Origin of the sequence: Tenacibaculum aestuariivivum (assembly GCF_964507685.1) — a bacterium.
Taxonomy (GTDB): domain Bacteria; phylum Bacteroidota; class Bacteroidia; order Flavobacteriales; family Flavobacteriaceae; genus Polaribacter; species Polaribacter aestuariivivum.
The window spans coordinates 2,311,748-2,336,908 of record NZ_OZ208414.1 but is presented as its reverse complement, the minus strand read 5'-3'; the positions used below and the strand labels follow the sequence as shown (position 1 = coordinate 2,336,908).

Annotated in this window: 6 protein-coding genes; all 6 read right to left on the bottom strand. The window is 35.9% G+C overall.

Annotated elements, in window-relative coordinates:
• Window positions 1-91: 91 nt before the first annotated feature.
• The gene (locus ACN5J4_RS10500; protein WP_418649937.1) at window positions 92-2,041 is read right to left on the bottom strand and encodes an OmpA family protein; all 1,950 of its coding nucleotides are present in this window, start codon (window positions 2,039-2,041) and stop codon (window positions 92-94) included.
• 17 nt (window positions 2,042-2,058) lie between these two features.
• The gene (locus ACN5J4_RS10495) at window positions 2,059-2,970 is read right to left on the bottom strand and encodes a type IX secretion system membrane protein PorP/SprF (protein WP_418649936.1); all 912 of its coding nucleotides are present in this window, start codon (window positions 2,968-2,970) and stop codon (window positions 2,059-2,061) included.
• A 10-nt stretch (window positions 2,971-2,980) separates the two neighbouring features.
• On the bottom strand, window positions 2,981-17,641 hold the full coding sequence (locus tag ACN5J4_RS10490) for an Ig-like domain-containing protein (protein ID WP_418649935.1): 14,661 nt from the start codon (window positions 17,639-17,641) through the stop codon (window positions 2,981-2,983).
• A 547-nt stretch (window positions 17,642-18,188) separates the two neighbouring features.
• Complete coding sequence (locus tag ACN5J4_RS10485) at window positions 18,189-20,132, bottom strand: OmpA family protein (RefSeq protein ID WP_418649934.1); 1,944 nt, start codon at window positions 20,130-20,132, stop codon at window positions 18,189-18,191.
• Between the two features lie 17 nt (window positions 20,133-20,149).
• Window positions 20,150-21,061, bottom strand: coding sequence for a type IX secretion system membrane protein PorP/SprF (locus ACN5J4_RS10480; RefSeq protein WP_418649933.1), 912 nt, complete (start codon window positions 21,059-21,061; stop codon window positions 20,150-20,152).
• A 10-nt stretch (window positions 21,062-21,071) separates the two neighbouring features.
• Window positions 21,072-24,827: a choice-of-anchor L domain-containing protein gene (locus ACN5J4_RS10475; RefSeq protein ID WP_418651167.1), complete on the bottom strand. Its 3,756-nt coding sequence runs from the start codon at window positions 24,825-24,827 to the stop codon at window positions 21,072-21,074.
• Window positions 24,828-25,161: the final 334 nt, after the last annotated feature.

Here is a 25,161-nt window from a genome sequence, read left to right as displayed (position 1 = left end):
AACTCTATAAATAAATTAAAGTATTCTTAAAGTAAAAAACACTAAGCATTGCCTAGTGTTTTTTTACTTTAAGAATATGTACTATTAAATTTTAATTATTAACTTTTATATTATCAGAACCTTTAACAATATAAAAATAAGATCTTCTATTTTTTTGATGTTCATCCTCTGTACATTTACTACTATTAGCATCATTACAGTCGTTTAATAAATTATCCTCACCAAATCCTAAAGCACTCGTAATTCTTTCTGGTGCTATTCCTCTAGAAATTATATAATCACGAGTAGATTTTGCTCGCCTATCTGATAATTTTCGATTATAAATATTTGAACCTCTACTATCTGTATGAGACTCTATTCTTATAACTAAATCTAGATTCTCATTCATTACTGTTACAATATGCTCTAATTCATACTCGGCATCTTCTCGAATATTAGATAAATCAAAGTCAAAATAAATTGGATTAATTACAATCTGATCAGAAACTATTAACGACTCTAAACTAAGATCTGCTACAATAACCTCTTTATTAACATCTAATGTTTGTGCGTTCTTATTAGCATTTCGATAAGACTCCTTTGATGCTACAATTATAAAATTCTTCTCACAATCTTGTTTTGAAAACAAATAAGAGCCTGACCTACCTGTTTTTAAAGACGAAATAGTCTCCCCCTTATAATTCATTAATTGTACCGTTGCATTCTCTACTGGATCACCTGTTCTTGAATCAGTAACAACTCCTTTTATATCTTCTTTACATTTGTAAATAGTAAAACTATAAATGTCATCATCACCAACACCTTCTTTTCTGTTTGATGAGAAAAAACCATAATTGTGTTCTTTATTAATTACAAATGAAAAATCGTCATATGAACCATTTATTGGACTTCCTAAATTAACAGGTGATAAATATTTACCTGAAGTGTATTTTGACTCAAAAACATCCAAAGCCCCCAAACCTAAATGACCATCTGATGAAAAATATAAAACACTATCTTTTCCGATAAAAGGAAACATCTCACGACCTTCTGTATTTATTGGTCGACCTAAATTATTTGGAGTACTAAATGTATTATTTGTTTTATCTAAAACTGACACCTCATAAATATCTGTCTCTCCAAAGCCATTTGGCATATCTGAAACAAAATACAACGTCTTTTCATCTACACTTAAAGCAGGATGACCACATGAAAAATCATCACTATTAAAAGGTAATTCTTTTATATTTCCCCATATATCTCCTATCTTATCTGCGCTATAAATTTTAAGATGTGAAACCTGGTCTTCATCACCTTTTAATCGCTTACCATCAAAATTATCTCTTGTAAAATAAGCCGTTTTACCATCTCTTGTTATAACTATATTGGATTCGTGATACTTTGAACTTAACCCCTCTAATAAAATAGACTCTTCTACATCTAGCATTTTTTTAGCCACAATATTTTTTTGCTTCGCTTTATAAATGTTTAAAAAGGGTTGTTTGTTCCACTTATACAATTTTTTATCTTTTGATGTTTTTGGTGTTGTTGAGGCAAAATATAGGTCATTATCATAAATAAAACCTCCAAAATCAGAATATTCTGTATTACTTGAAATATTATGAACATTTATATATGTTTTTTTTCTATTTGAATACTCAACAAAATAATCCTTGTTTTTTTCTAGTGCTAGCACTCGACTATCTGTACCATTTTTTTTACTCAACTTTAACAACCATTTATCTGATAATGAAACATCTCCATTACTCTTTAATGATTGAGCATACCTAAATAAATGATCTGATGAGGCTATTGGCTCATGAAAATTCATTAATTTCTCATAATTATCTGCTGCCTTAGTAAATTCAAAATTAAAATAATAAGCATCTGCTAATCTACTTAAAACAAGGTAAGAATTATCTCCTTTTTCATGAATAGATTGATATAGTTCTGCTGCTTTTTTATAAGCAAACTCTTTATAATATCTGTCAGCTGCATATTTTCGCTGACCAAAACTAACAGTTGTTAGTAATAGAATTAATATGTATGTAATTTTTTTCATATGTATCTTTTTTTTTGTTAAAAGAATCTTGGAGATTTCATTGCTTGCTCTTTAAACATTTCATATCGAAGCATTACTTCATAAGTTCCCGAATTGTAATTACTGTAATTAGATGTTGTTAAATCATAAGCAAACCCTAGATATAAATTTTTACTTGCTTGAAAACCTAATAATGCACTAATAGAATCATCCCACCTCCAGGCTAAACCTGCTGTAAATTTATCATTAAATAAAAAATTACCTGAGACATCTATTGATAATGGTGCCCCATTAACTGCTTTAGCTAAAGCAGCTGGCTTAAACTTTATGCTATCACTTAAATTAAAAACATACCCTGCTATTAAAAATAAGTGCATGCGTTCTCTAGCAACATCTCCACCTTTAGAATCATCATAATGATCAGTACTTATAAAGTTTGGTATTGCTGCTCCTAAATACCAAGTATTAGTATAATAATAAAGTCCTGCACCTATTGTTGGTAAAAACTTATTAATATTGGTTCCTAATCGCTCATCTCCTTTATCTTTATAAAATCCTTTATTCCAATCTACATTCAAATGACGTCCTCCTAACTTAAGTCCAAATGACAAATTACCATTATCACTCGTACGAATTGTATATGATCCATTTATATCTAAATAAATTTCACTCGATGGTCCAATTCTATCATTCGTTAAATTTATTCCTAAACCAACACCACTATAACCCAATGGGGTATCATAACTTAATGTTTGGCTATCTGGTGCTCCATCTATACCTACCCATTGTGTTCGTCCTAACAAATTTATGATAGTATGTCCGTTTGACCCTGCATATGCAGGGTTAACGGTCATCGTATTATACATATATTGTGTATACTGTGGATCTTGTTGTGCATTAATTCTGATGATTACAAATAGAATTAATAGTATTGAATATTTAATTTTCATGTCTCTTTTTTTATCTATTAATATATAACCAACCTACTTTTACCTTTGATCCATCTCCTAAATCTATAACATAATAATAAGTTCCCGGTGGTAATTCTTCATCAACACTAAGTGTTGCTCTACCATTAGATATACCTCTAAAAGCCACATCTTTATTATTATAACCTGATGCCTTATAAACTGTATTTCCCCATCTATTAAATATCTCTACATGATTATTAGCATATTTTGGAAGGTCAATACATGAGATAAAAAATACATCGTTCTCTCCATCATTGTCAGGGGTTATTATATTATATGGTTTACCACATAGGTTTGTATCACTGATATCTATTAAAACATTCGCTGTATCGGTTCCGCCATTTCCATCACTTATTGTGTATGGGAAACTTATAGCCGTTCCTGTTCCATCAGGTTGTACATCTAAAGTACCATCTAATAATAAGGTAGCCGTTCCTCCTGGTACCGTAATTACTTGTCCGTCACCTGGTACTACTGCTGTTCCGTTTATATCACTTACTACGATAGTATCGCCATCAACATCATCATCAATTCCGTTTCCATTGTCTAATAACACTGGTACGTTTACTAATGCGTTTATTGTAGTACTTGCCGTATCATCCTGTGCTACTGGTGCCGTGTTACCGATACTTACAGCAACATTCGCTGTATCGGTTCCGCCATTTCCATCACTTATTGTGTATGGGAAACTTATAGCAGTTCCTGTTCCATCAGGTTGTACATCTAAAGTACCATCTGATAATAAGGTAGCGGTTCCCCCTGGTACCGTAATTACTTGTCCGTCACCTGGTACTACTGCTGTTCCATTTATATCACTTACTACGATAGTATCACCATCAACATCATCATCAATTCCGTTTCCATTGTCTAATAACACTGGTACGTTTACTAATGCGTTTATTGTAGTACTTGCCGTATCATCCTGTGCTACTGGTGCCGTGTTACCGATACTTACAGCAACATTCGCTGTATCGGTTCCGCCATTTCCATCACTTATTGTGTATGGGAAACTTATAGCTGTTCCTGTTCCATCAGGCTGTACATCTAAAGTACCATCTGATAATAAGGTAGCGGTTCCGCCTGGTACCGTAATTACTTGTCCGTCACCTGGTACTACTGCTGTTCCATTTATATCACTTACTACGATAGTATCGCCATCAACATCATCATCAATTCCGTTTCCATTGTCTAATAACACTGGTACGTTTACTAATGCGTTTATAGTTGTACTTGCAGTATCATCCTGTGCTACTGGTGCTGTGTTACCGATAGCTACAGCAACATTCGCTGTATCGGTTCCGCCATTTCCATCACTTATTGTGTATGGGAAACTTATAGCTGTTCCTGTTCCATCAGGCTGTACATCTAAAGTACCATCTGATAATAAGGTAGCGGTTCCCCCTGGTACCGTAATTACTTGTCCGTCACCTGGTACTACTGCTGTTCCATTTATATCACTTACTACGATAGTATCACCATCAACATCATCATCAATTCCGTTTCCATTGTCTAATAACACTGGTACGTTTACTAATGCGTTTATTGTAGTACTTGCCGTATCATCCTGTGCTACTGGTGCCGTGTTACCGATACTTACAGCAACATTCGCTGTATCGGTTCCGCCATTTCCATCACTTATTGTGTATGGGAAACTTATAGCTGTTCCTGTTCCATCAGGCTGTACATCTAAAGTACCATCTGATAATAAGGTAGCGGTTCCGCCTGGTACCGTAATTACTTGTCCGTCACCTGGTACTACTGCTGTTCCATTTATATCACTTACTACGATAGTATCGCCATCAACATCATCATCAATTCCGTTTCCATTGTCTAATAACACTGGTACGTTTACTAATGCGTTTATAGTTGTACTTGCAGTATCATCCTGTGCTACTGGTGCTGTGTTACCGATAGCTACAGCAACATTCGCTGTATCGGTTCCGCCATTTCCATCACTTATTGTGTATGGGAAACTTATAGCTGTTCCTGTTCCATCAGGCTGTACATCTAAAGTACCATCTGATAATAAGGTAGCGGTTCCGCCTGGTACCGTAATTACTTGTCCGTCACCTGGTACTACTGCTGTTCCATTTATATCACTTACTACGATAGTGTCACCATCAACATCATCATCAATTCCGTTTCCATTGTCTAATAACACTGGTACGTTTACTAATGCGTTTATTGTAGTACTTGCCGTATCATCCTGTGCTACTGGTGCTGTGTTACCGATAGCTACAGCAACATTCGCTGTATCGGTTCCGCCATTTCCATCACTTATTGTGTATGGGAAACTTATAGCTGTTCCTGTTCCATCAGGCTGTACATCTAAAGTACCATCTGATAATAAGGTAGCGGTTCCGCCTGGTACCGTAATTACTTGTCCGTCACCTGGTACTACTGCTGTTCCATTTATATCACTTACTACGATAGTATCGCCATCAACATCATCATCAATTCCGTTTCCATTGTCTAATAACACTGGTACGTTTACTAATGCGTTTATAGTTGTACTTGCCGTATCATCCTGTGCTACTGGTGCCGTGTTACCGATAGCTACAGCAACATTCGCTGTATCGGTTCCGCCATTTCCATCACTTATTGTGTATGGGAAACTTATTGCCGTTCCTGTTCCATCAGGTTGTACATCTAAAGTACCATCTGATAATAAGGTAGCGGTTCCGCCTGGTACCGTAATTACTTGTCCGTCACCTGGTACTACTGCTGTTCCGTTTATATCACTTACTACGATAGTATCGCCATCAACATCATCATCAATTCCGTTTCCATTGTCTAATAACACTGGTACGTTTACTAATGCGTTTATAGTTGTACTTGCAGTATCATCCTGTGCTACTGGTGCTGTGTTACCGATAGCTACAGCAACATTCGCTGTATCGGTTCCGCCATTTCCATCACTTATTGTGTATGGGAAACTTATAGCTGTTCCTGTTCCATCAGGCTGTACATCTAAAGTACCATCTGATAATAAGGTAGCGGTTCCGCCTGGTACCGTAATTACTTGTCCGTCACCTGGTACTACTGCTGTTCCGTTTATATCACTTACTACGATAGTATCACCATCAACATCATCATCAATTCCGTTTCCATTGTCTAATAACACTGGTACGTTTACTAATGCGTTTATAGTTGTACTTGCAGTATCATCCTGTGCTACTGGTGCTGTGTTACCGATAGCTACAGCAACATTCGCTGTATCGGTTCCGCCATTTCCATCACTTATTGTGTATGGGAAACTTATAGCTGTTCCTGTTCCATCAGGCTGTACATCTAAAGTACCATCTGATAATAAGGTAGCGGTTCCGCCTGGTACCGTAATTACTTGTCCGTCACCTGGTACTACTGCTGTTCCATTTATATCACTTACTACGATAGTGTCACCATCAACATCATCATCAATTCCGTTTCCATTGTCTAATAACACTGGTACGTTTACTAATGCGTTTATAGTTGTACTTGCCGTATCATCCTGTGCTACTGGTGCCGTGTTACCGATAGCTACAGCAACATTCGCTGTATCGGTTCCGCCATTTCCATCACTTATTGTGTATGGGAAACTTATTGCCGTTCCTGTTCCATCAGGTTGTACATCTAAAGTACCATCTGATAATAAGGTAGCGGTTCCGCCTGGTACCGTAATTACTTGTCCGTCACCTGGTACTACTGCTGTTCCGTTTATATCACTTACTACGATAGTATCGCCATCAACATCATCATCAATTCCGTTTCCATTGTCTAATAACACTGGTACGTTTACTAATGCGTTTATAGTTGTACTTGCAGTATCATCCTGTGCTACTGGTGCTGTGTTACCGATAGCTACAGCAACATTCGCTGTATCGGTTCCGCCATTTCCATCACTTATTGTGTATGGGAAACTTATAGCTGTTCCTGTTCCATCAGGCTGTACATCTAAAGTACCATCTGATAATAAGGTAGCGGTTCCGCCTGGTACCGTAATTACTTGTCCGTCACCTGGTACTACTGCTGTTCCGTTTATATCACTTACTACGATAGTATCACCATCAACATCATCATCAATTCCGTTTCCATTGTCTAATAACACTGGTACGTTTACTAATGCGTTTATAGTTGTACTTGCAGTATCATCCTGTGCTACTGGTGCTGTGTTACCGATAGCTACAGCAACATTCGCTGTATCGGTTCCGCCATTTCCATCACTTATTGTGTATGGGAAACTTATAGCTGTTCCTGTTCCATCAGGCTGTACATCTAAAGTACCATCTGATAATAAGGTAGCGGTTCCGCCTGGTACCGTAATTACTTGTCCGTCACCTGGTACTACTGCTGTTCCATTTATATCACTTACTACGATAGTGTCACCATCAACATCATCATCAATTCCGTTTCCATTGTCTAATAACACTGGTACGTTTACTAATGCGTTTATTGTAGTACTTGCCGTATCATCCTGTGCTACTGGTGCTGTGTTACCGATAGCTACAGCAACATTCGCTGTATCGGTTCCGCCATTTCCATCACTTATTGTGTATGGGAAACTTATAGCAGTTCCTGTTCCATCAGGTTGTACATCTAAAGTACCATCTGATAATAAGGTAGCGGTTCCGCCTGGTACCGTAATTACTTGTCCGTCACCTGGTACTACTGCTGTTCCATTTATATCACTTACTACGATAGTATCACCATCAACATCATCATCAATTCCGTTTCCATTGTCTAATAACACTGGTACGTTTACTAATGCGTTTATTGTAGTACTTGCCGTATCATCCTGTGCTACTGGTGCCGTGTTACCGATACTTACAGCAACATTCGCTGTATCGGTTCCGCCATTTCCATCACTTATTGTGTATGGGAAACTTATAGCAGTTCCTGTTCCATCAGGTTGTACATCTAAAGTACCATCTGATAATAAGGTAGCGGTTCCCCCTGGTACCGTAATTACTTGTCCGTCACCTGGTACTACTGCTGTTCCATTTATATCACTTACTACGATAGTATCGCCATCAACATCATCATCAATTCCGTTTCCATTGTCTAATAACACTGGTACGTTTACTAATGCGTTTATTGTAGTACTTGCCGTATCATCCTGTGCTACTGGTGCCGTGTTACCGATACTTACAGCAACATTCGCTGTATCGGTTCCGCCATTTCCATCACTTATTGTGTATGGGAAACTTATAGCAGTTCCTGTTCCATCAGGTTGTACATCTAAAGTACCATCTGATAATAAGGTAGCGGTTCCCCCTGGTACCGTAATTACTTGTCCGTCACCTGGTACTACTGCTGTTCCATTTATATCACTTACTACGATAGTATCGCCATCAACATCATCATCAATTCCGTTTCCATTGTCTAATAACACTGGTACGTTTACTAATGCGTTTATTGTAGTACTTGCCGTATCATCCTGTGCTACTGGTGCCGTGTTACCGATACTTACAGCAACATTCGCTGTATCGGTTCCGCCATTTCCATCACTTATTGTGTATGGGAAACTTATAGCTGTTCCTGTTCCATCAGGCTGTACATCTAAAGTACCATCTGATAATAAGGTAGCGGTTCCGCCTGGTACCGTAATTACTTGTCCGTCACCTGGTACTACTGCTGTTCCATTTATATCACTTACTACGATAGTGTCACCATCAACATCATCATCAATTCCGTTTCCATTGTCTAATAACACTGGTACGTTTACTAATGCGTTTATTGTAGTACTTGCCGTATCATCCTGTGCTACTGGTGCTGTGTTACCGATAGCTACAGCAACATTCGCTGTATCGGTTCCGCCATTTCCATCACTTATTGTGTATGGGAAACTTATAGCTGTTCCTGTTCCATCAGGCTGTACATCTAAAGTACCATCTGATAATAAGGTAGCGGTTCCGCCTGGTACCGTAATTACTTGTCCGTCACCTGGTACTACTGCTGTTCCATTTATATCACTTACTACGATAGTATCGCCATCAACATCATCATCAATTCCGTTTCCATTGTCTAATAACACTGGTACGTTTACTAATGCGTTTATTGTAGTACTTGCCGTATCATCCTGTGCTACTGGTGCCGTGTTACCGATACTTACAGCAACATTCGCTGTATCGGTTCCGCCATTTCCATCACTTATTGTGTATGGGAAACTTATAGCCGTTCCTGTTCCATCAGGCTGTACATCTAAAGTACCATCTGATAATAAGGTAGCGGTTCCCCCTGGTACCGTAATTACTTGTCCGTCACCTGGTACTACTGCTGTTCCGTTTATATCACTTACTACGATAACATCACCATCAACATCGTCATCAATTCCGTTTCCATTGTCTAATAAAACTGGTACGTTTACTAATGCGTTTATTGTAGTACTTGCTGTATCATCCTGTGCTACTGGTGCAGTGTTACCGATAGTTACAGCAACATTTGCTGTATCAGTTCCACCATTTCCATCACTTATTGTGTATGGAAAACTTATTGCTGTTCCTGTTCCATCTGGTTGTACATCTAAAGTACCATCTAATAATAAAGTAGCTGTTCCGCCTGGTACCGTAATAATTTGTCCATCGCCTGGAACTACTGCAGTTCCGTTAATATCACTTACTACGATAACATCACCATCAACATCGTCATCAATTCCGTTTCCATTGTCTAATAAAACTGGTACGTTTACTAATGCGTTTATTGTAGTACTTGCCGTATCATCCTGTGCTACTGGTGCAGTGTTACCGATAGTTACAGCAACATTTGCTGTATCAATTCCACCATTTCCATCACTTATTGTGTATGGGAAACTTATTGCTGTTCCTGTTCCATCTGGTTGTACATCTAAAGTACCATCTGATAATAAAGTAGCTGTTCCGCCTGGTACCGTAATAATTTGTCCATCGCCTGGAACTACTGCAGTTCCGTTAATATCACTTACTACGATAACATCACCATCAACATCTTCATCAATTCCGTTTCCATTGTCTAATAACACTGGTACGTTTACTAATGCGTTTATTGTAGTACTTGCTGTATCATCCTGTGCTACTGGTGCTGTGTTACCGATAGTTACAGCAACATTTGCTGTATCAGTTCCACCATTTCCATCACTTATTGTGTATGGGAAACTTATTGCTGTTCCTGTTCCATCTGGTTGTACATCTAAAGTACCATCTAATAATAAAGTAGCTGTTCCGCCTGGTACCGTAATAATTTGTCCATCGCCTGGAACTACTGCAGTTCCGTTAATATCACTTACTACGATAACATCACCATCAACATCTTCATCAATTCCGTTTCCATTGTCTAATAACACTGGTACGTTTACTAATGTGTTTATTGTAGTACTTGCCGTATCATCCTGTGCTACTGGTGCTGTGTTACCGATACTTACAGCAACACTCGCTGTATCGGTTCCGCCATTTCCATCACTTATTGTGTATGGGAAACTTATTGCTGTTCCTGTTCCATCTGGTTGTACATCTAAAGTACCATCTGATAATAAGGTAGCGGTTCCCCCTGGTACCGTAATAATTTGTCCATCGCCTGGAACTACTGCAGTTCCGTTAATATCACTTACTACGATAACATCACCATCAACATCTTCATCAATTCCGTTTCCATTGTCTAATAACACTGGTACGTTTACTAATGTGTTTATTGTAGTACTTGCCGTATCATCCTGTGCTACTGGTGCTGTGTTACCGATACTTACAGCAACACTCGCTGTATCGGTTCCGCCATTTCCATCACTTATTGTGTATGGGAAACTTATAGCTGTTCCTGTTCCATCAGGTTGTACATCTAAAGTACCATCTAATAATAAGGTAGCGGTTCCGCCTGGTACCGTAATTACTTGTCCGTCACCGGGTACTACTGCTGTTCCGTTTATATCACTTACTACGATAGTATCGCCATCAACATCATCATCAATTCCGTTTCCATTGTCTAATAACACTGGTACGTTTACTAATGCGTTTATAGTTGTACTTGCAGTATCATCCTGTGCTACTGGTGGACAGTTTGGTTGTGCATCAATCGTTATTGATAATGCTGGAGAAGTACATCCTACAGCATTTGTTTCTGTTAACTCATACGTTCCTGATGCTAAACTTGAAAAACTTGTTCCAGTTTGAGCTGCTACAGCTGGTGTTATTCCTGTTAAAGTATACGTTGATGTTCCTACTGGACTCGTTACACTTACACTTCCTGTTGCTACTGAACACGTTGGATCAACATCTGATGCACTTGGTGCTACGGGTGTTGATGGTTGTGCATCAATCGTTATTGATAATGCTGGAGAAGTACATCCTGCAGCATTTGTTTCTGTTAACTCATACGTTCCTGATGCTAAACTTGAAAAACTTGTTCCAGTTTGAGCTGCTACAGCTGGTGTTATTCCTGTTAAAGTATACGTTGATGTTCCTACTGGACTCGTTACACTTACACTTCCTGTTGCTACTGAACACGTTGGATCAACATCTGATGCACTTGGTGCTACAGGTGTTGATGGTTGTGCATCAATCGTTATTGATAATGCTGGAGAAGTACATCCTACAGCATTTGTTTCTGTTAACTCATACGTTCCTGATGCTAAACTTGAAAAACTTGTTCCAGTTTGAGCTGCTACAGCTGGTGTTATTCCTGTTAAAGTATACGTTGATGTTCCTACTGGACTCGTTACACTTACACTTCCTGTTGCTACTGAACACGTTGGATCAACATCTGATGCACTTGGTGCTACGGGTGTTGATGGTTGTGCATCAATCGTTATTGATAATGCTGGAGAAGTACATCCTGCAGCATTTGTTTCTGTTAACTCATACGTTCCTGATGCTAAACTTGAAAAACTTGTTCCAGTTTGAGCTGCTACAGCTGGTGTTATTCCTGTTAAAGTATACGTTGATGTTCCTACTGGACTCGTTACACTTACACTTCCTGTTGCTACTGAACACGTTGGATCAACATCTGATGCACTTGGTGCTACGGGTGTTGATGGTTGTGCATCAATCGTTATTGATAATGCTGGAGAAGTACATCCTGCAGCATTTGTTTCTGTTAACTCATACGTTCCTGATGCTAAACTTGAAAAACTTGTTCCAGTTTGAGCTGCTACAGCTGGTGTTATTCCTGTTAAAGTATACGTTGATGTTCCTACTGGACTCGTTACACTTACACTTCCTGTTGCTACTGAACACGTTGGATCAACATCTGATGCACTTGGTGCTACGGGTGTTGATGGTTGTGCATCAATCGTTATTGATAATGCTGGAGAAGTACATCCTGCAGCATTTGTTTCTGTTAACTCATACGTTCCTGATACTAAACTTGAAAAACTTGTTCCAGTTTGAGCTGCTACAGCTGGTGTTATTCCTGTTAAAGTATACGTTGATGTTCCTACTGGACTCGTTACACTTACACTTCCTGTTGCTACTGAACACGTTGGATCAACATCTGATGCACTTGGTGCTACGGGTGTTGATGGTTGTGCATCAATCGTTATTGATAATGCTGGAGAAGTACATCCTGCAGCATTTGTTTCTGTTAACTCATACGTTCCTGATGCTAAACTTGAAAAACTTGTTCCAATTTGAGCTGCTACAGCTGGTGTTATTCCTGTTAAAGTATACGTTGATGTTCCTACTGGACTCGTTACACTTACACTTCCTGTTGCTACTGAACACGTTGGATCAACATCTGATGCACTTGGTGCTACGGGTGTTGATGGTTGTGCATCAATCGTTATTGATAATGCTGGAGAAGTACATCCTGCAGCATTTGTTTCTGTTAACTCATACGTTCCTGATACTAAACTTGAAAAACTTGTTCCAGTTTGAGCTGCTACAGCTGGTGTTATTCCTGTTAAAGTATACGTTGATGTTCCTACTGGACTCGTTACACTTACACTTCCTGTTGCTACTGAACACGTTGGATCAACATCTGATGCACTTGGTGCTACAGGTGTTGATGGTTGTGCATCAATCGTTATTGATAATGCTGGAGAAGTACATCCTGCAGCATTTGTTTCTGTTAACTCATACGTTCCTGATGCTAAACTTGAAAAACTTGTTCCAGTTTGAGCTGCTACAGCTGGTGTTATTCCTGTTAAAGTATACGTTGATGTTCCTACTGGACTCGTTACACTTACACTTCCTGTTGCTACTGAACACGTTGGATCAACATCTGATGCACTTGGTGCTACGGGTGTTGATGGTTGTGCATCAATCGTTATTGATAATGCTGGAGAAGTACATCCTGCAGCATTTGTTTCTGTTAACTCATACGTTCCTGATGCTAAACTTGAAAAACTTGTTCCAGTTTGAGCTGCTACAGCTGGTGTTATTCCTGTTAAAGTATACGTTGATGTTCCTACTGGACTCGTTACACTTACACTTCCTGTTGCTACTGAACACGTTGGATCAACATCTGATGCACTTGGTGCTACGGGTGTTGATGGTTGTGCATCAATCGTTATTGATAATGCTGGAGAAGTACATCCTGCAGCATTTGTTTCTGTTAACTCATACGTTCCTGATGCTAAACTTGAAAAACTTGTTCCAGTTTGAGCTGCTACAGCTGGTGTTATTCCTGTTAAAGTATACGTTGATGTTCCTACTGGACTCGTTACACTTACACTTCCTGTTGCTACTGAACACGTTGGATCAACATCTGATGCACTTGGTGCTACGGGTGTTGATGGTTGTGCATCAATCGTTATTGATAATGCTGGAGAAGTACATCCTGCAGCATTTGTTTCTGTTAACTCATACGTTCCTGATGCTAAACTTGAAAAACTTGTTCCAGTTTGAGCTGCTACAGCTGGTGTTATTCCTGTTAAAGTATACGTTGATGTTCCTACTGGACTCGTTACACTTACACTTCCTGTTGCTACTGAACACGTTGGATCAACATCTGATGCACTTGGTGCTACGGGTGTTGATGGTTGTGCATCAATCGTTATTGATAATGCTGGAGAAGTACATCCTGCAGCATTTGTTTCTGTTAACTCATACGTTCCTGATGCTAAACTTGAAAAACTTGTTCCAGTTTGAGCTGCTACAGCTGGTGTTATTCCTGTTAAAGTATACGTTGATGTTCCTACTGGACTCGTTACACTTACACTTCCTGTTGATAATGAACACGTTGGATCAACATCTGATGCACTTGGTGCTACGGGTGTTGATGGTTGTGCATCAATCGTTATTGATAATGCTGGAGAAGTACATCCTGCAGCATTTGTTTCTGTTAACTCATACGTTCCTGATGCTAAACTTGAAAAACTTGTTCCAGTTTGAGCTGCTACAGCTGGTGTTATTCCTGTTAAAGTATACGTTGATGTTCCTACTGGACTCGTTACACTTACACTTCCTGTTGCTACTGAACACGTTGGATCAACATCTGATGCACTTGGTGCTACGGGTGTTGATGGTTGTGCATCAATCGTTATTGATAATGCTGGAGAAGTACATCCTGCAGCATTTGTTTCTGTTAACTCATACGTTCCTGATGCTAAACTTGAAAAACTTGTTCCAGTTTGAGCTGCTACAGCTGGTGTTATTCCTGTTAAAGTATACGTTGATGTTCCTACTGGACTCGTTACACTTACACTTCCTGTTGATAATGAACACGTTGGATCAACATCTGATGCACTTGGTGCTACGGGTGTTGATGGTTGTGCATCAATCGTTATTGATAATGCTGGAGAAGTACATCCTGCAGCATTTGTTTCTGTTAACTCATACGTTCCTGATGCTAAACTTGAAAAACTTGTTCCAGTTTGAGCTGCTACAGCTGGTGTTATTCCTGTTAAAGTATACGTTGATGTTCCTACTGGACTCGTTACACTTACACTTCCTGTTGCTACTGAACACGTTGGATCAACATCTGATGCACTTGGTGCTACGGGTGTTGATGGTTGTGCATCAATCGTTATTGATAATGCTGGAGAAGTACATCCTGCAGCATTTGTTTCTGTTAACTCATACGTTCCTGATGCTAAACTTGAAAAACTTGTTCCAGTTTGAGCTGCTACAGCTGGTGTTATTCCTGTTAAAGTATACGTTGATGTTCCTACTGGACTCGTTACACTTACACTTCCTGTTGATAATGAACACGTTGGATCAACATCTGATGCACTTGGTGCTACGGGTGTTGATGGTTGTGCATCAATCGTTATTGATAATGCTGGAGAAGTACATCCTGCAGCATTTGTTTCTGTTAACTCATACGTTCCTGATGCTAAACTTGAAAAACTTGTTCCAGTTTGAGCTGCTACAGCTGGTGTTATTCCTGTTAAAGTATACGTTGATGTTCCTACTGGACTCGTTACACTTACACTTCCTGTTGCTACTGAACACGTTGGATCAACATCTGATGCACTTGGTGCTACGGGTGTTGATGGTTGTGCATCAATCGTTATTGATAATGCTGGAGAAGTACATCCTGCAGCATTTGTTTCTGTTAACTCATACGTTCCTGATGCTAAACTTGAAAAACTTGTTCCAGTTTGAGCTGCTACAGCTGGTGTTATTCCTGTTAAAGTATACGTTGATGTTCCTACTGGACTCGTTACACTTACACTTCCTGTTGATAATGAACACGTTGGATCAACATCTGATGCACTTGGTGCTACGGGCAATGTATTCACTGTTACTATAGCTTTATCTGTCAACTCTACGTTACAAGTAGCATCAACGGCATAAATGTTATAAGTTGTACCATTAGCTGGCAATGGAGTAATATTAAATGTTAAATTATTGCCATCTCCCAATTGAGAGGCACCTATATTACTATCATCACTTTCTAAACGTAACTGATAAGTTACCCCTGTTTCACTTGCTTCTAATACAATATTTGCTACTGTATCTGAAATACATACACTTGGATCAGTAACTATTAAAGTATCATCTGGCGCAGTACATGCTGGACAGCTTGGTGATTGCTCCATTGAATCATAAGGAAAAGTAGCTATATCTACTGGATTTTTTAGAATCCCCGAATCTACAGATGTTTCTAAATTATCATAAACACCATTAGCTCCTACAGTTCCAGACCCGACATTACCTGTTCCATCATCTACTCCTGCTTCTATGGAATCTAAACACCCATCTCCATCAGAATCTGTGTTTAAACTCTTAGTACATATTGGTAAAACCGGTATCTCTACAACATTTACAGCATCTACTGTTATTACAGCACTTGTGTTATTAGCTCCTAATTTTATATTTGCATTAGTAGATGTAGCCTGAAAAATAACACTATAAACAGTCCAATGTGGATTTAAAGCAGTACTTGTTGGTGTTACAGTAGCAGGAAAATCTGCTGCTGAATAAGCTGTATAGTCTATAGGTGTTGATGATAAGACATTAGCCCCTGTAACATCTAAATAAGTAGAGGGATTATAATTAATGTTGTTACCCGCAGTATCATATTCAGGTAAAAAACCCATTTCATAGGTAAATACATAATTTTTACCTATTGTTAATCCCGTTAAATCATTAGATATAGCCTCATTATCTCTTGAAAAAATGATAAAAGCTCCCCCATCTGTAATAGATTTCTCTACAACAGGATGGTATAAGTTAGCGTCATAAACCGATGAATGTATATATTGTCCTTCTGTCCAATCTACGGTATTATGAAACTTCCAATTATCTTTCTGACCTATAAATGGATCTGCTGTTGGAAATTGAGCCTGTAAACGTACCGTATATATACTACCATCATTAGCTGTTTTAACCCAACCAGGATCTTGATTTGCAAAATCAGAAGAAACATAATTAAAACTACCGCTAGATGTTATACTTTTAGGACATTCTAAAACATCTAAAATACCATCATTATCATCATCTAAATCAATACTATCAGGAATACCGTCACCATCAAAATCTCCTACTATAGTAAATGCTGCGGCTTCACTATAACACAAACTACCTGCATCATCACCTTCAAAAGCAACATAATAAGTATCTGATAATACCGAATTAACATCTGCTACTTTATTACCTGAATTTGCTGGTAAGAAATAATGCCATGTTAGCGTTTTGGCTTCTGGATTATTAATACCTACAGTACTTAAATCAAAAGTTGCTTGACCTATTGTAGCTATAGAATTACCACTAGTAAAAGTTGGTGCAGTGCTACCTGCATCACACGGATTACATACTGTAGAAGTTACAGTTACAGCATCAATATTTGAATATGCCGCAGGACTTGCGTTTATTTTTATATACTTATAATTTGCTATCGCTGTAAGCGGAAGCGTATAAGTAATATCTGTGTAACCGGCTGTTATAGGTGTTAATGTACCTGAGTTTTCAACCCAAGTAGAACCATCAACACTAACGTCTATATTATACGCTGTACCTACATATCCCGAATTTGCTTTAGACCTTATTGTAACAACAGCTCCAGAAGTAAATGTAGAAGCAAATTCTAGTTCCATATTTTGCCAATAGTTATTACCATTGCCGTCAGGTGCTCCTAGAACTTGATCATCTCCATATTCATTAGAAGGAGATGCTATAGCATATTGAGGCACATCTAAATCTCCATTAGGACATTGTGATGATACCTCCGTAGAGATTGAAATAAAAATAGCTATTAAAAAAATTTTAAAACAGCTATTTAAAAACATCTTGTGTTTAATTAAATAGTAACTTTTTTTCATAAATTTTAATTTTAATTTTAAACTTTGTAATCAAATAACTGATGACTACTACTAATATATTGCTTTTTAAAAAGCAATATAACAATCCTAAATACACTTTTTTAAAAATGCTAATTTAGTTAATATTATAATATACTGATTATTAAGCATGTTTTTTTTAACACTCTATTATTAAAAAAGTAATTAAACCATCTCAATAATGTATTGCTATTAGTGTTATTACAGAATACCTCTACTTAAAATTTGAAAATATTCAAAAAAAATAATACAACTTGATTTAAATATACATTTTTTTTATTCTATATCCAAATAAAACCTATTTCGATTCAATACAAACATCTTTCTAAACTTACATTAAGTAATAATGTATAGAAGTTATTTTTAAATTTGTTAAAAATGTAAATATTATTCAATTTATAATATATAGACACTATTTAAAATAAAATGTCACTAAAAATATACTATCACAAACTACATAACTATATTAAAAATACAACTCGCAAAAAATAACGAAGCAATGCTTCGTTATTTTTTGATAAGCTTAAAACTAATTATTAACTTTTATATTATCAGAACCTTTAACAATATAAAAATAAGATCTTCTATTTTTTTGATGTTCATCCTCTGTACATTTACTACTATTAGCATCATTACAGTCGTTTAATAAATTATCCTCACCAAATCCTAAAGCACTCGTAATTCTTTCTGGTGCTATTCCTCTAGAAATTATATAATCACGAGTAGATTTTGCTCGCCTATCTGATAATTTTCGATTATAAATATTTGAACCTCTACTATCTGTATGAGACTCTATTCTTATAACTAAATCTAGATTCTCATTCATTACTGTTACAATATGCTCTAATTCATACTCGGCATCTTCTCGAATATTAGATAAATCAAAGTCAAAATAAATTGGATTAATTACAATCTGATCAGAAACTATTAACGACTCTAAACTAAGATCTGCTACAATAACCTCTTTATTAACATCTAATGTTTGTGCGTTCTTATTAGCATTTCGATAAGACTCCTTTGATGCTACAATTATAAAATTCTTCTCACAATCTTGTTTTGAAAACAAATAAGAGCCTGACCTACCTGTTTTTAAAGACGAAATAGTCTCCCCCTTATAATTCATTAATTGTACCGTTGCATTCTCTACTGGATCACCTGTTCTTGAATCAGTAACAACTCCTTTTATATCTTCTTTACATTTGTAAATAGTAAAACTATAAATGTCATCATCACCAACACCTTCTTTTCTGTTTGATGAGAAAAAACCATAATTGTGTTCTTTATTAATTACAAATGAAAAATCATCAAAAGAACTATTTACGGGACTTCCTAAATTAACAGGTAATAAATATTTACCCGAATCATACTTAGATTCAAAAACATCTAATGCTCCTAACCCTAAATGCCCATCTGACGAAAAGTATATCTCATTATCTTCACCTATAAAAGGAAACATTTCTCTTCCTTCTGTATTTATTGTTTTCCCTAAATTTACTGGTTCACTAAATTTATTATCATCTAAAATAGTTACTTCATAAATATCTGTTGCTCCAAACCCATTAGGCATATCTGATACAAAATACATTGTTTTCTCATCTATACTTAAAGCTGGGTGACCACAAGAAAAATCATCACTATTAAATGGTAGTTCTTTTATATTGCCCCATAATTCTCCTATTTTTTCTGCGCTATAAATTTTAAGATGTGAAACCTGGTCTTCATCACCTTTTAATCGCTTACCATCAAAATTATCTCTTGTAAAATAAGCCGTTTTACCATCTCTTGTTATAACTATATTGGATTCGTGATACTTTGAACTTAACCCCTCTAATAAAATAGACTCTTCTACATCTAGCATTTTTTTAGCCACAATATTTTTTTGCTTCGCTTTATAAATGTTTAAAAAGGGTTGTTTGTTCCACTTATACAATTTTTTATCTTTTGATGTTTTTGGTGTTGTTGAGGCAAAATATAGGTCATTATCATAAATAAAACCTCCAAAATCAGAATACTCTGTATTACTTGAAATATTATGAACATTTATATATGTTTTTTTTCTATTTGAATACTCTACAAAATAATTCTTATTATTCTCTAAAGCCAATACTCGACTATCTGTACCATTTTTATTACTCAACTTTAGCAGCCATTCATCTGATGCTAAAACATTTCCATTACTCTTTAATGATTGAGCATACCTAAATAAATGATCTGATGAGGCTATTGGCTCATGAAAATTCATTAATTTCTCATAATTATCTGCTGCCTTAGTAAATTCAAAATTAAAATAATAAGCATCTGCTAATCTACTTAAAACAAGGTAAGAATTATCTCCTTTATCATGAATAGATTGATATAGTTCTGCTGCTTTTTTATAAGCAAACTCTTTATAATATCTGTCAGCTGCATATTTTCGCTGACCAAAACTAACAGTTGTTAGTAATAGAATTAATATGTATGTAATTTTTTTCATATGTATCTTTTTTTTTGTTAAAAGAATCTTGGAGATTTCATTGCTTGCTCTTTAAACATTTCATATCGAAGCATTACTTCATAAGTTCCCGAATTGTAATTACTGTAATTAGATGTTGTTAAATCATAAGCAAACCCTAGATATAAATTTTTACTTGCTTGAAAACCTAATAATGCACTAATAGAATCATCCCACCTCCAGGCTAAACCTGCTGTAAATTTATCATTAAATAAAAAATTACCTGAGACATCTATTGATAATGGTGCCCCATTAACTGCTTTAGCTAAAGCAGCTGGCTTAAACTTTATGCTATCACTTAAATTAAAAACATACCCTGCTATTAAAAATAAGTGCATGCGTTCTCTAGCAACATCTCCACCTTTAGAATCATCATAATGATCAGTACTTATAAAGTTTGGTATTGCTGCTCCTAAATACCAAGTATTAGTATAATAATAAAGTCCTGCACCTATTGTTGGTAAAAACTTATTAATATTGGTTCCTAATCGCTCATCTCCTTTATCTTTATAAAATCCTTTATTCCAATCTACATTCAAATGACGTCCTCCTAACTTAAGTCCAAATGACAAATTACCATTATCACTCGTACGAATTGTATATGATCCATTTACATCTAAATAAATTTCACTAGAAGGTCCTATTCTATCATTTGTTAAGTTTATTCCTAAACCAACACCACTATAACCCAATGGGGTATCATAACTTAATGTTTGGCTATCTGGTGCTCCATCTATACCTACCCATTGTGTTCGTCCTAACAAATTTATGATAGTATGTCCGTTTGACCCTGCATATGCAGGGTTAACGGTCATCGTATTATACATATATTGTGTATACTGTGGATCTTGTTGTGCATTAATTCTGATGATTACAAATAGAATTAATAGTATTGAATATTTAATTTTCATGTCTCTTTTTTTATCTATTAATATATAACCAACCTACTTTTACCTTTGATCCATCTCCTAAATCTATAACATAATAATAAGTTCCCGGTGGTAATTCTTCATCAACACTAAGTGTTGCTCTACCATTAGATATACCTCTAAAAGCCACATCTTTATTATTATAACCTGATGCCTTATAAACTGTATTTCCCCATCTATTAAATATCTCTACATGATTATTAGCATATTTTGGAAGGTCAATACATGAGATAAAAAATACATCGTTCTCTCCATCATTTTCAGGGGTTACAATATTATAAGGGGTACCACATGGACTTGCATCATTATTAACCAAAATAATAACATTAGCCGTTGAGCAATTAGTTGGCGTTTCTCCATTTTCACAAATTGTATACGCTAAATCATATATTCCTGATATTATATTTAAACCTATAGTGATTGTTCCGTCTGGATTAAAAGTAAATCCTGATTCATTATTTGAATCGGGAGTTAAAGTTACCTCTCCTGATTCATCACCTAAAACAACAGGCATTCCGTTTAATTTATCATTTATTGTTACAGCTATAGAGCTATAATCAATAGTTATATCTGTAAAATCATCATCCACTGCTTTGATTGGATCTATAACCGAATTTACTGTAATTAAAACATTGGCATCATCAATATTAATTCCATCCGTTACAACATAGTTAATTATTGGTACTACTCCATTATAGTTTAGCGCAGGTGTAAAAACTAAGGTTCCATTTGTATTCAATGTTACTACCCCAACTCCATTAAATAATATTGGTGTATCTAAAGCTAATACCTCTAGAATTCCATCACCATCAACATCTACCGTTGCACCAGCTACTGTTAATGGATCATTCTCTGTATCACTATCAATTCCATTTTCATTATCCCCTGTTATAACATTACCTGTTATATCTCCAGAATCTTCATCACCTATAAAATTATCATTTGTAGCTAATGTAATGCATAATGGTTGTGTGTTAACAACAATATTTGAACTTACTGTAGATGCACATCCTGTTCCAGCTAGACCTGTTACTGTAAAAGTATAGTTACCTGTATTAGCGGTTACTAATCCTGTTGATGAAATACTTACTATCGATGGGGTAAACACATAAGTATCAAATGAATGATAGCCTGTAATCTGAAAACTTCCTGTTGATACTCCACATGTTGGTTGTATTACCGTTCCTATTACTGGAATACTTGGTGTTACTGGTTGTGTATTTACAATAATATTTGAACTTGCTATCGATGTACATCCTGTTCCGTCTGTATCTGTTACTGTGAATGTATAATTACCTGTATTAGCAGTTACTAACCCTGTTGATGAAATATTTACTACTGATGGAGTAAATACATAAGTATCACCTGAATTATAACCTGTAATTTGAAAACTTCCTGTAGCTAGTGTACACGTTGGTTGTGTTACTACTCCTACAACTGGTGCTGATGGTAAAGCATTAACTGTTACCGTTGCTTTATCTATTAACTCTACATTACAAGTTCCATCAACTGCATATATATTATAAATTGTAGTAGATTTTGGAGTTACGTTAAAAGTTAAATCAGCTCCTGCTCCTACTTGAGAAGCTCCTATATTAGTATCATTACTATCCAAACGTAATTGATATACTATTCCTACTTGAGCATTTGTTAAGGTTATTGCTCCTGTTTCTGTAGAACAAATTACATCATCACTAACAGTTAAACTATCATTTGGTGTAATACAACAGATAGGAGACAGAACACTACTATCATAAGGATATGTACTAATATCTGCTAATTTTATAAGAATACCTGAATCAGGAAAAGTTTCTAAGTTATCATATATACCATTAGTTCCTACTGTTCCTGTTAAATTTACCACATCAATTCCTGCCTCTGTAGAATCATTACAACCATCATTATCTGAATCAAGATCTAAATAATCAGGTATAGTATCATTATCTGTATCTCTAATAATACAATCAGGCGCTGTTGTTTCTCCTAAGGTTTCAATTTTAAATATAAACCCTCCTAATGAAGCACCATTTGTTAAACGAATTTCAACAATCTGCCCAGGGGAAACTGCTGAATTAATAACTTGAGATGAAGGTAAATTAGGTGAAAATTCATCAATAGAATCTATTAAAACCCCATCAATAAACAACTCTGCAAAATCATCAAAATACCCATTAGCTTCTCCTATTTGTATATTTCCATGATTCTCTATTTTACGTTTATAAATAATAGTCCACGCACCGCTAGTATTAGGTGTATAAGGTATTACTTCTTTCATATTAACACCACTAGCAATTATACTTTCTATTGGGTTATCTGGAACTGAATTATCTATATTCTGATCATTAAATTCATATGTTTTTCCATTTGAGGTATAAAACCCGTAACCATAAAGTGTTGGTATTCCTATATTATTATTTTCATCTTTAGAATCTCTATCTATAGGGTTTACAGCATTTTGCACCCCAAAATGCCCAGCATAATAAGATACTTCCCAAGCACCTATTGGTTCTGATGTAGGTGTAATTTCACAAACTCCTTCATAAATATCTAAAATACCATCATTATCATCATCTAAATCAACAGAATCTATAACTCCGTCTAAATCACTATCTGGCAACACTGTAACCGTTACAATAGACGATTTACAATTAGAAGGCGATGGTCTACAAGCATTATAAACTAAAGTATACACTCCTGGTGTTGTTCCATTAGCTACATTTATAGCTCCTGTACTAGTATCCAAAGTTACTCCAGCTCCTGTAGAACTTACTTGAAATAAATCAACATTTACTAAAGAAGGATTTAATACTCCAGCGACAACATCATTTACCAAAACAGAAGGTAATGCAACTCCTCCTTGTTCTGAGATACTACATACATCATCCTGAGTTTCAATTACCGGAACACCTCGAACCCCTGAAAGAAAAACTCCTGAATCATAAGTTGCGTCACCAACATCAGCAATCGCAATTTTCATATGATAAACAACACCTATTTCTAAATCTATATCTGTTTTTAATTTTTTTGTAATTCCATTAAATTCAACATGTACAGGAAAAGGTCCAGGATTTGTATTCTGAGGACCTTGGTTATTAGGATCTGTATCATTATCAGGCGTATGTCCATTATTAATATACAAATTACTCTGATCTAAAAAGGTAACATTTGCTAAATTACTTCCTGCAGAACCTCTAAAGCCTCCATTTATATTATTTATAGCTACCGCATTATTAGTTCCAGGAACAATTGCTAAATTTAAAGCAGGTTGCTCTGTCATATCATACATATTATCACCATTTAAATCACCATCTGGTACATTTGGATCTGCCCCTGTTGGATCAGAAACAAAAAAACCAAATACATCATTATAAGTAGAACCTACATAATTAGGATACTCATCAGACCCAAATTGATATTCTACTAAAACCCCTTTATAATTTGCTAATCTTTCAAAATCAAATTCAAAAATAACAACATCATCAATAGCTGTAGGATTAATACGTCTAAGATCCATATCAAATACTCTTACACCATTAGCTGGCTTATCACCACTCTGTAATAAATTATTTGTAGAAAAAGCATTTGTTACTGTTGAAGTTGTTAAAGCAATACCGCTATCTATTTCAAGACCAGCACCAGCAATACCATCAGAAAATACAGCCATCTGAGTACCTGCTCCATTTCTTATTACAGGATTTGTTATAACAATACCTGTAGATTGTAGCTTTGAAGCTAAAGCGGTTGCTATTGGATTTTCTGTAAATGTAGCCTGAGCATAATCATCTTGTAAACTAATTAGAAGTAATATAAAAAAAAGTTCCTTTTTTTTAGAAAATAGACTATCATATTTAATAATTTAAATTGTGCAAAACTAAAAACCATACTGATTTTAGTTTAAAAATATACTTAGAATTTTAATATTTACTTATTTATAATATCATAAATATTTCAACTATACTGAACAGGTATAAAATGTAATAAAAAAGCTCATAATCAAACTATATTAGTTTTTTACATAAAAAATAAAAACGAGTAAATACTATATATAAATGTTTTTCACTTTTCAATTAAAAAAATCAATT

Bases quoted from the DNA above. Each gene is read 5' to 3' on its own strand.
- ACN5J4_RS10500 (WP_418649937.1), bottom strand. From the start codon at position 2,041: ATGAAAAAAATTACATACATATTAATTCTATTACTAACAACTGTTAGT.
- ACN5J4_RS10490 (WP_418649935.1), bottom strand. From the start codon at position 17,641: ATGAAAAAAAGTTACTATTTAATTAAACACAAGATGTTTTTAAATAGC.
- ACN5J4_RS10495 (WP_418649936.1), bottom strand. From the start codon at position 2,970: ATGAAAATTAAATATTCAATACTATTAATTCTATTTGTAATCATCAGA.
- ACN5J4_RS10485 (WP_418649934.1), bottom strand. From the start codon at position 20,132: ATGAAAAAAATTACATACATATTAATTCTATTACTAACAACTGTTAGT.
- ACN5J4_RS10480 (WP_418649933.1), bottom strand. From the start codon at position 21,061: ATGAAAATTAAATATTCAATACTATTAATTCTATTTGTAATCATCAGA.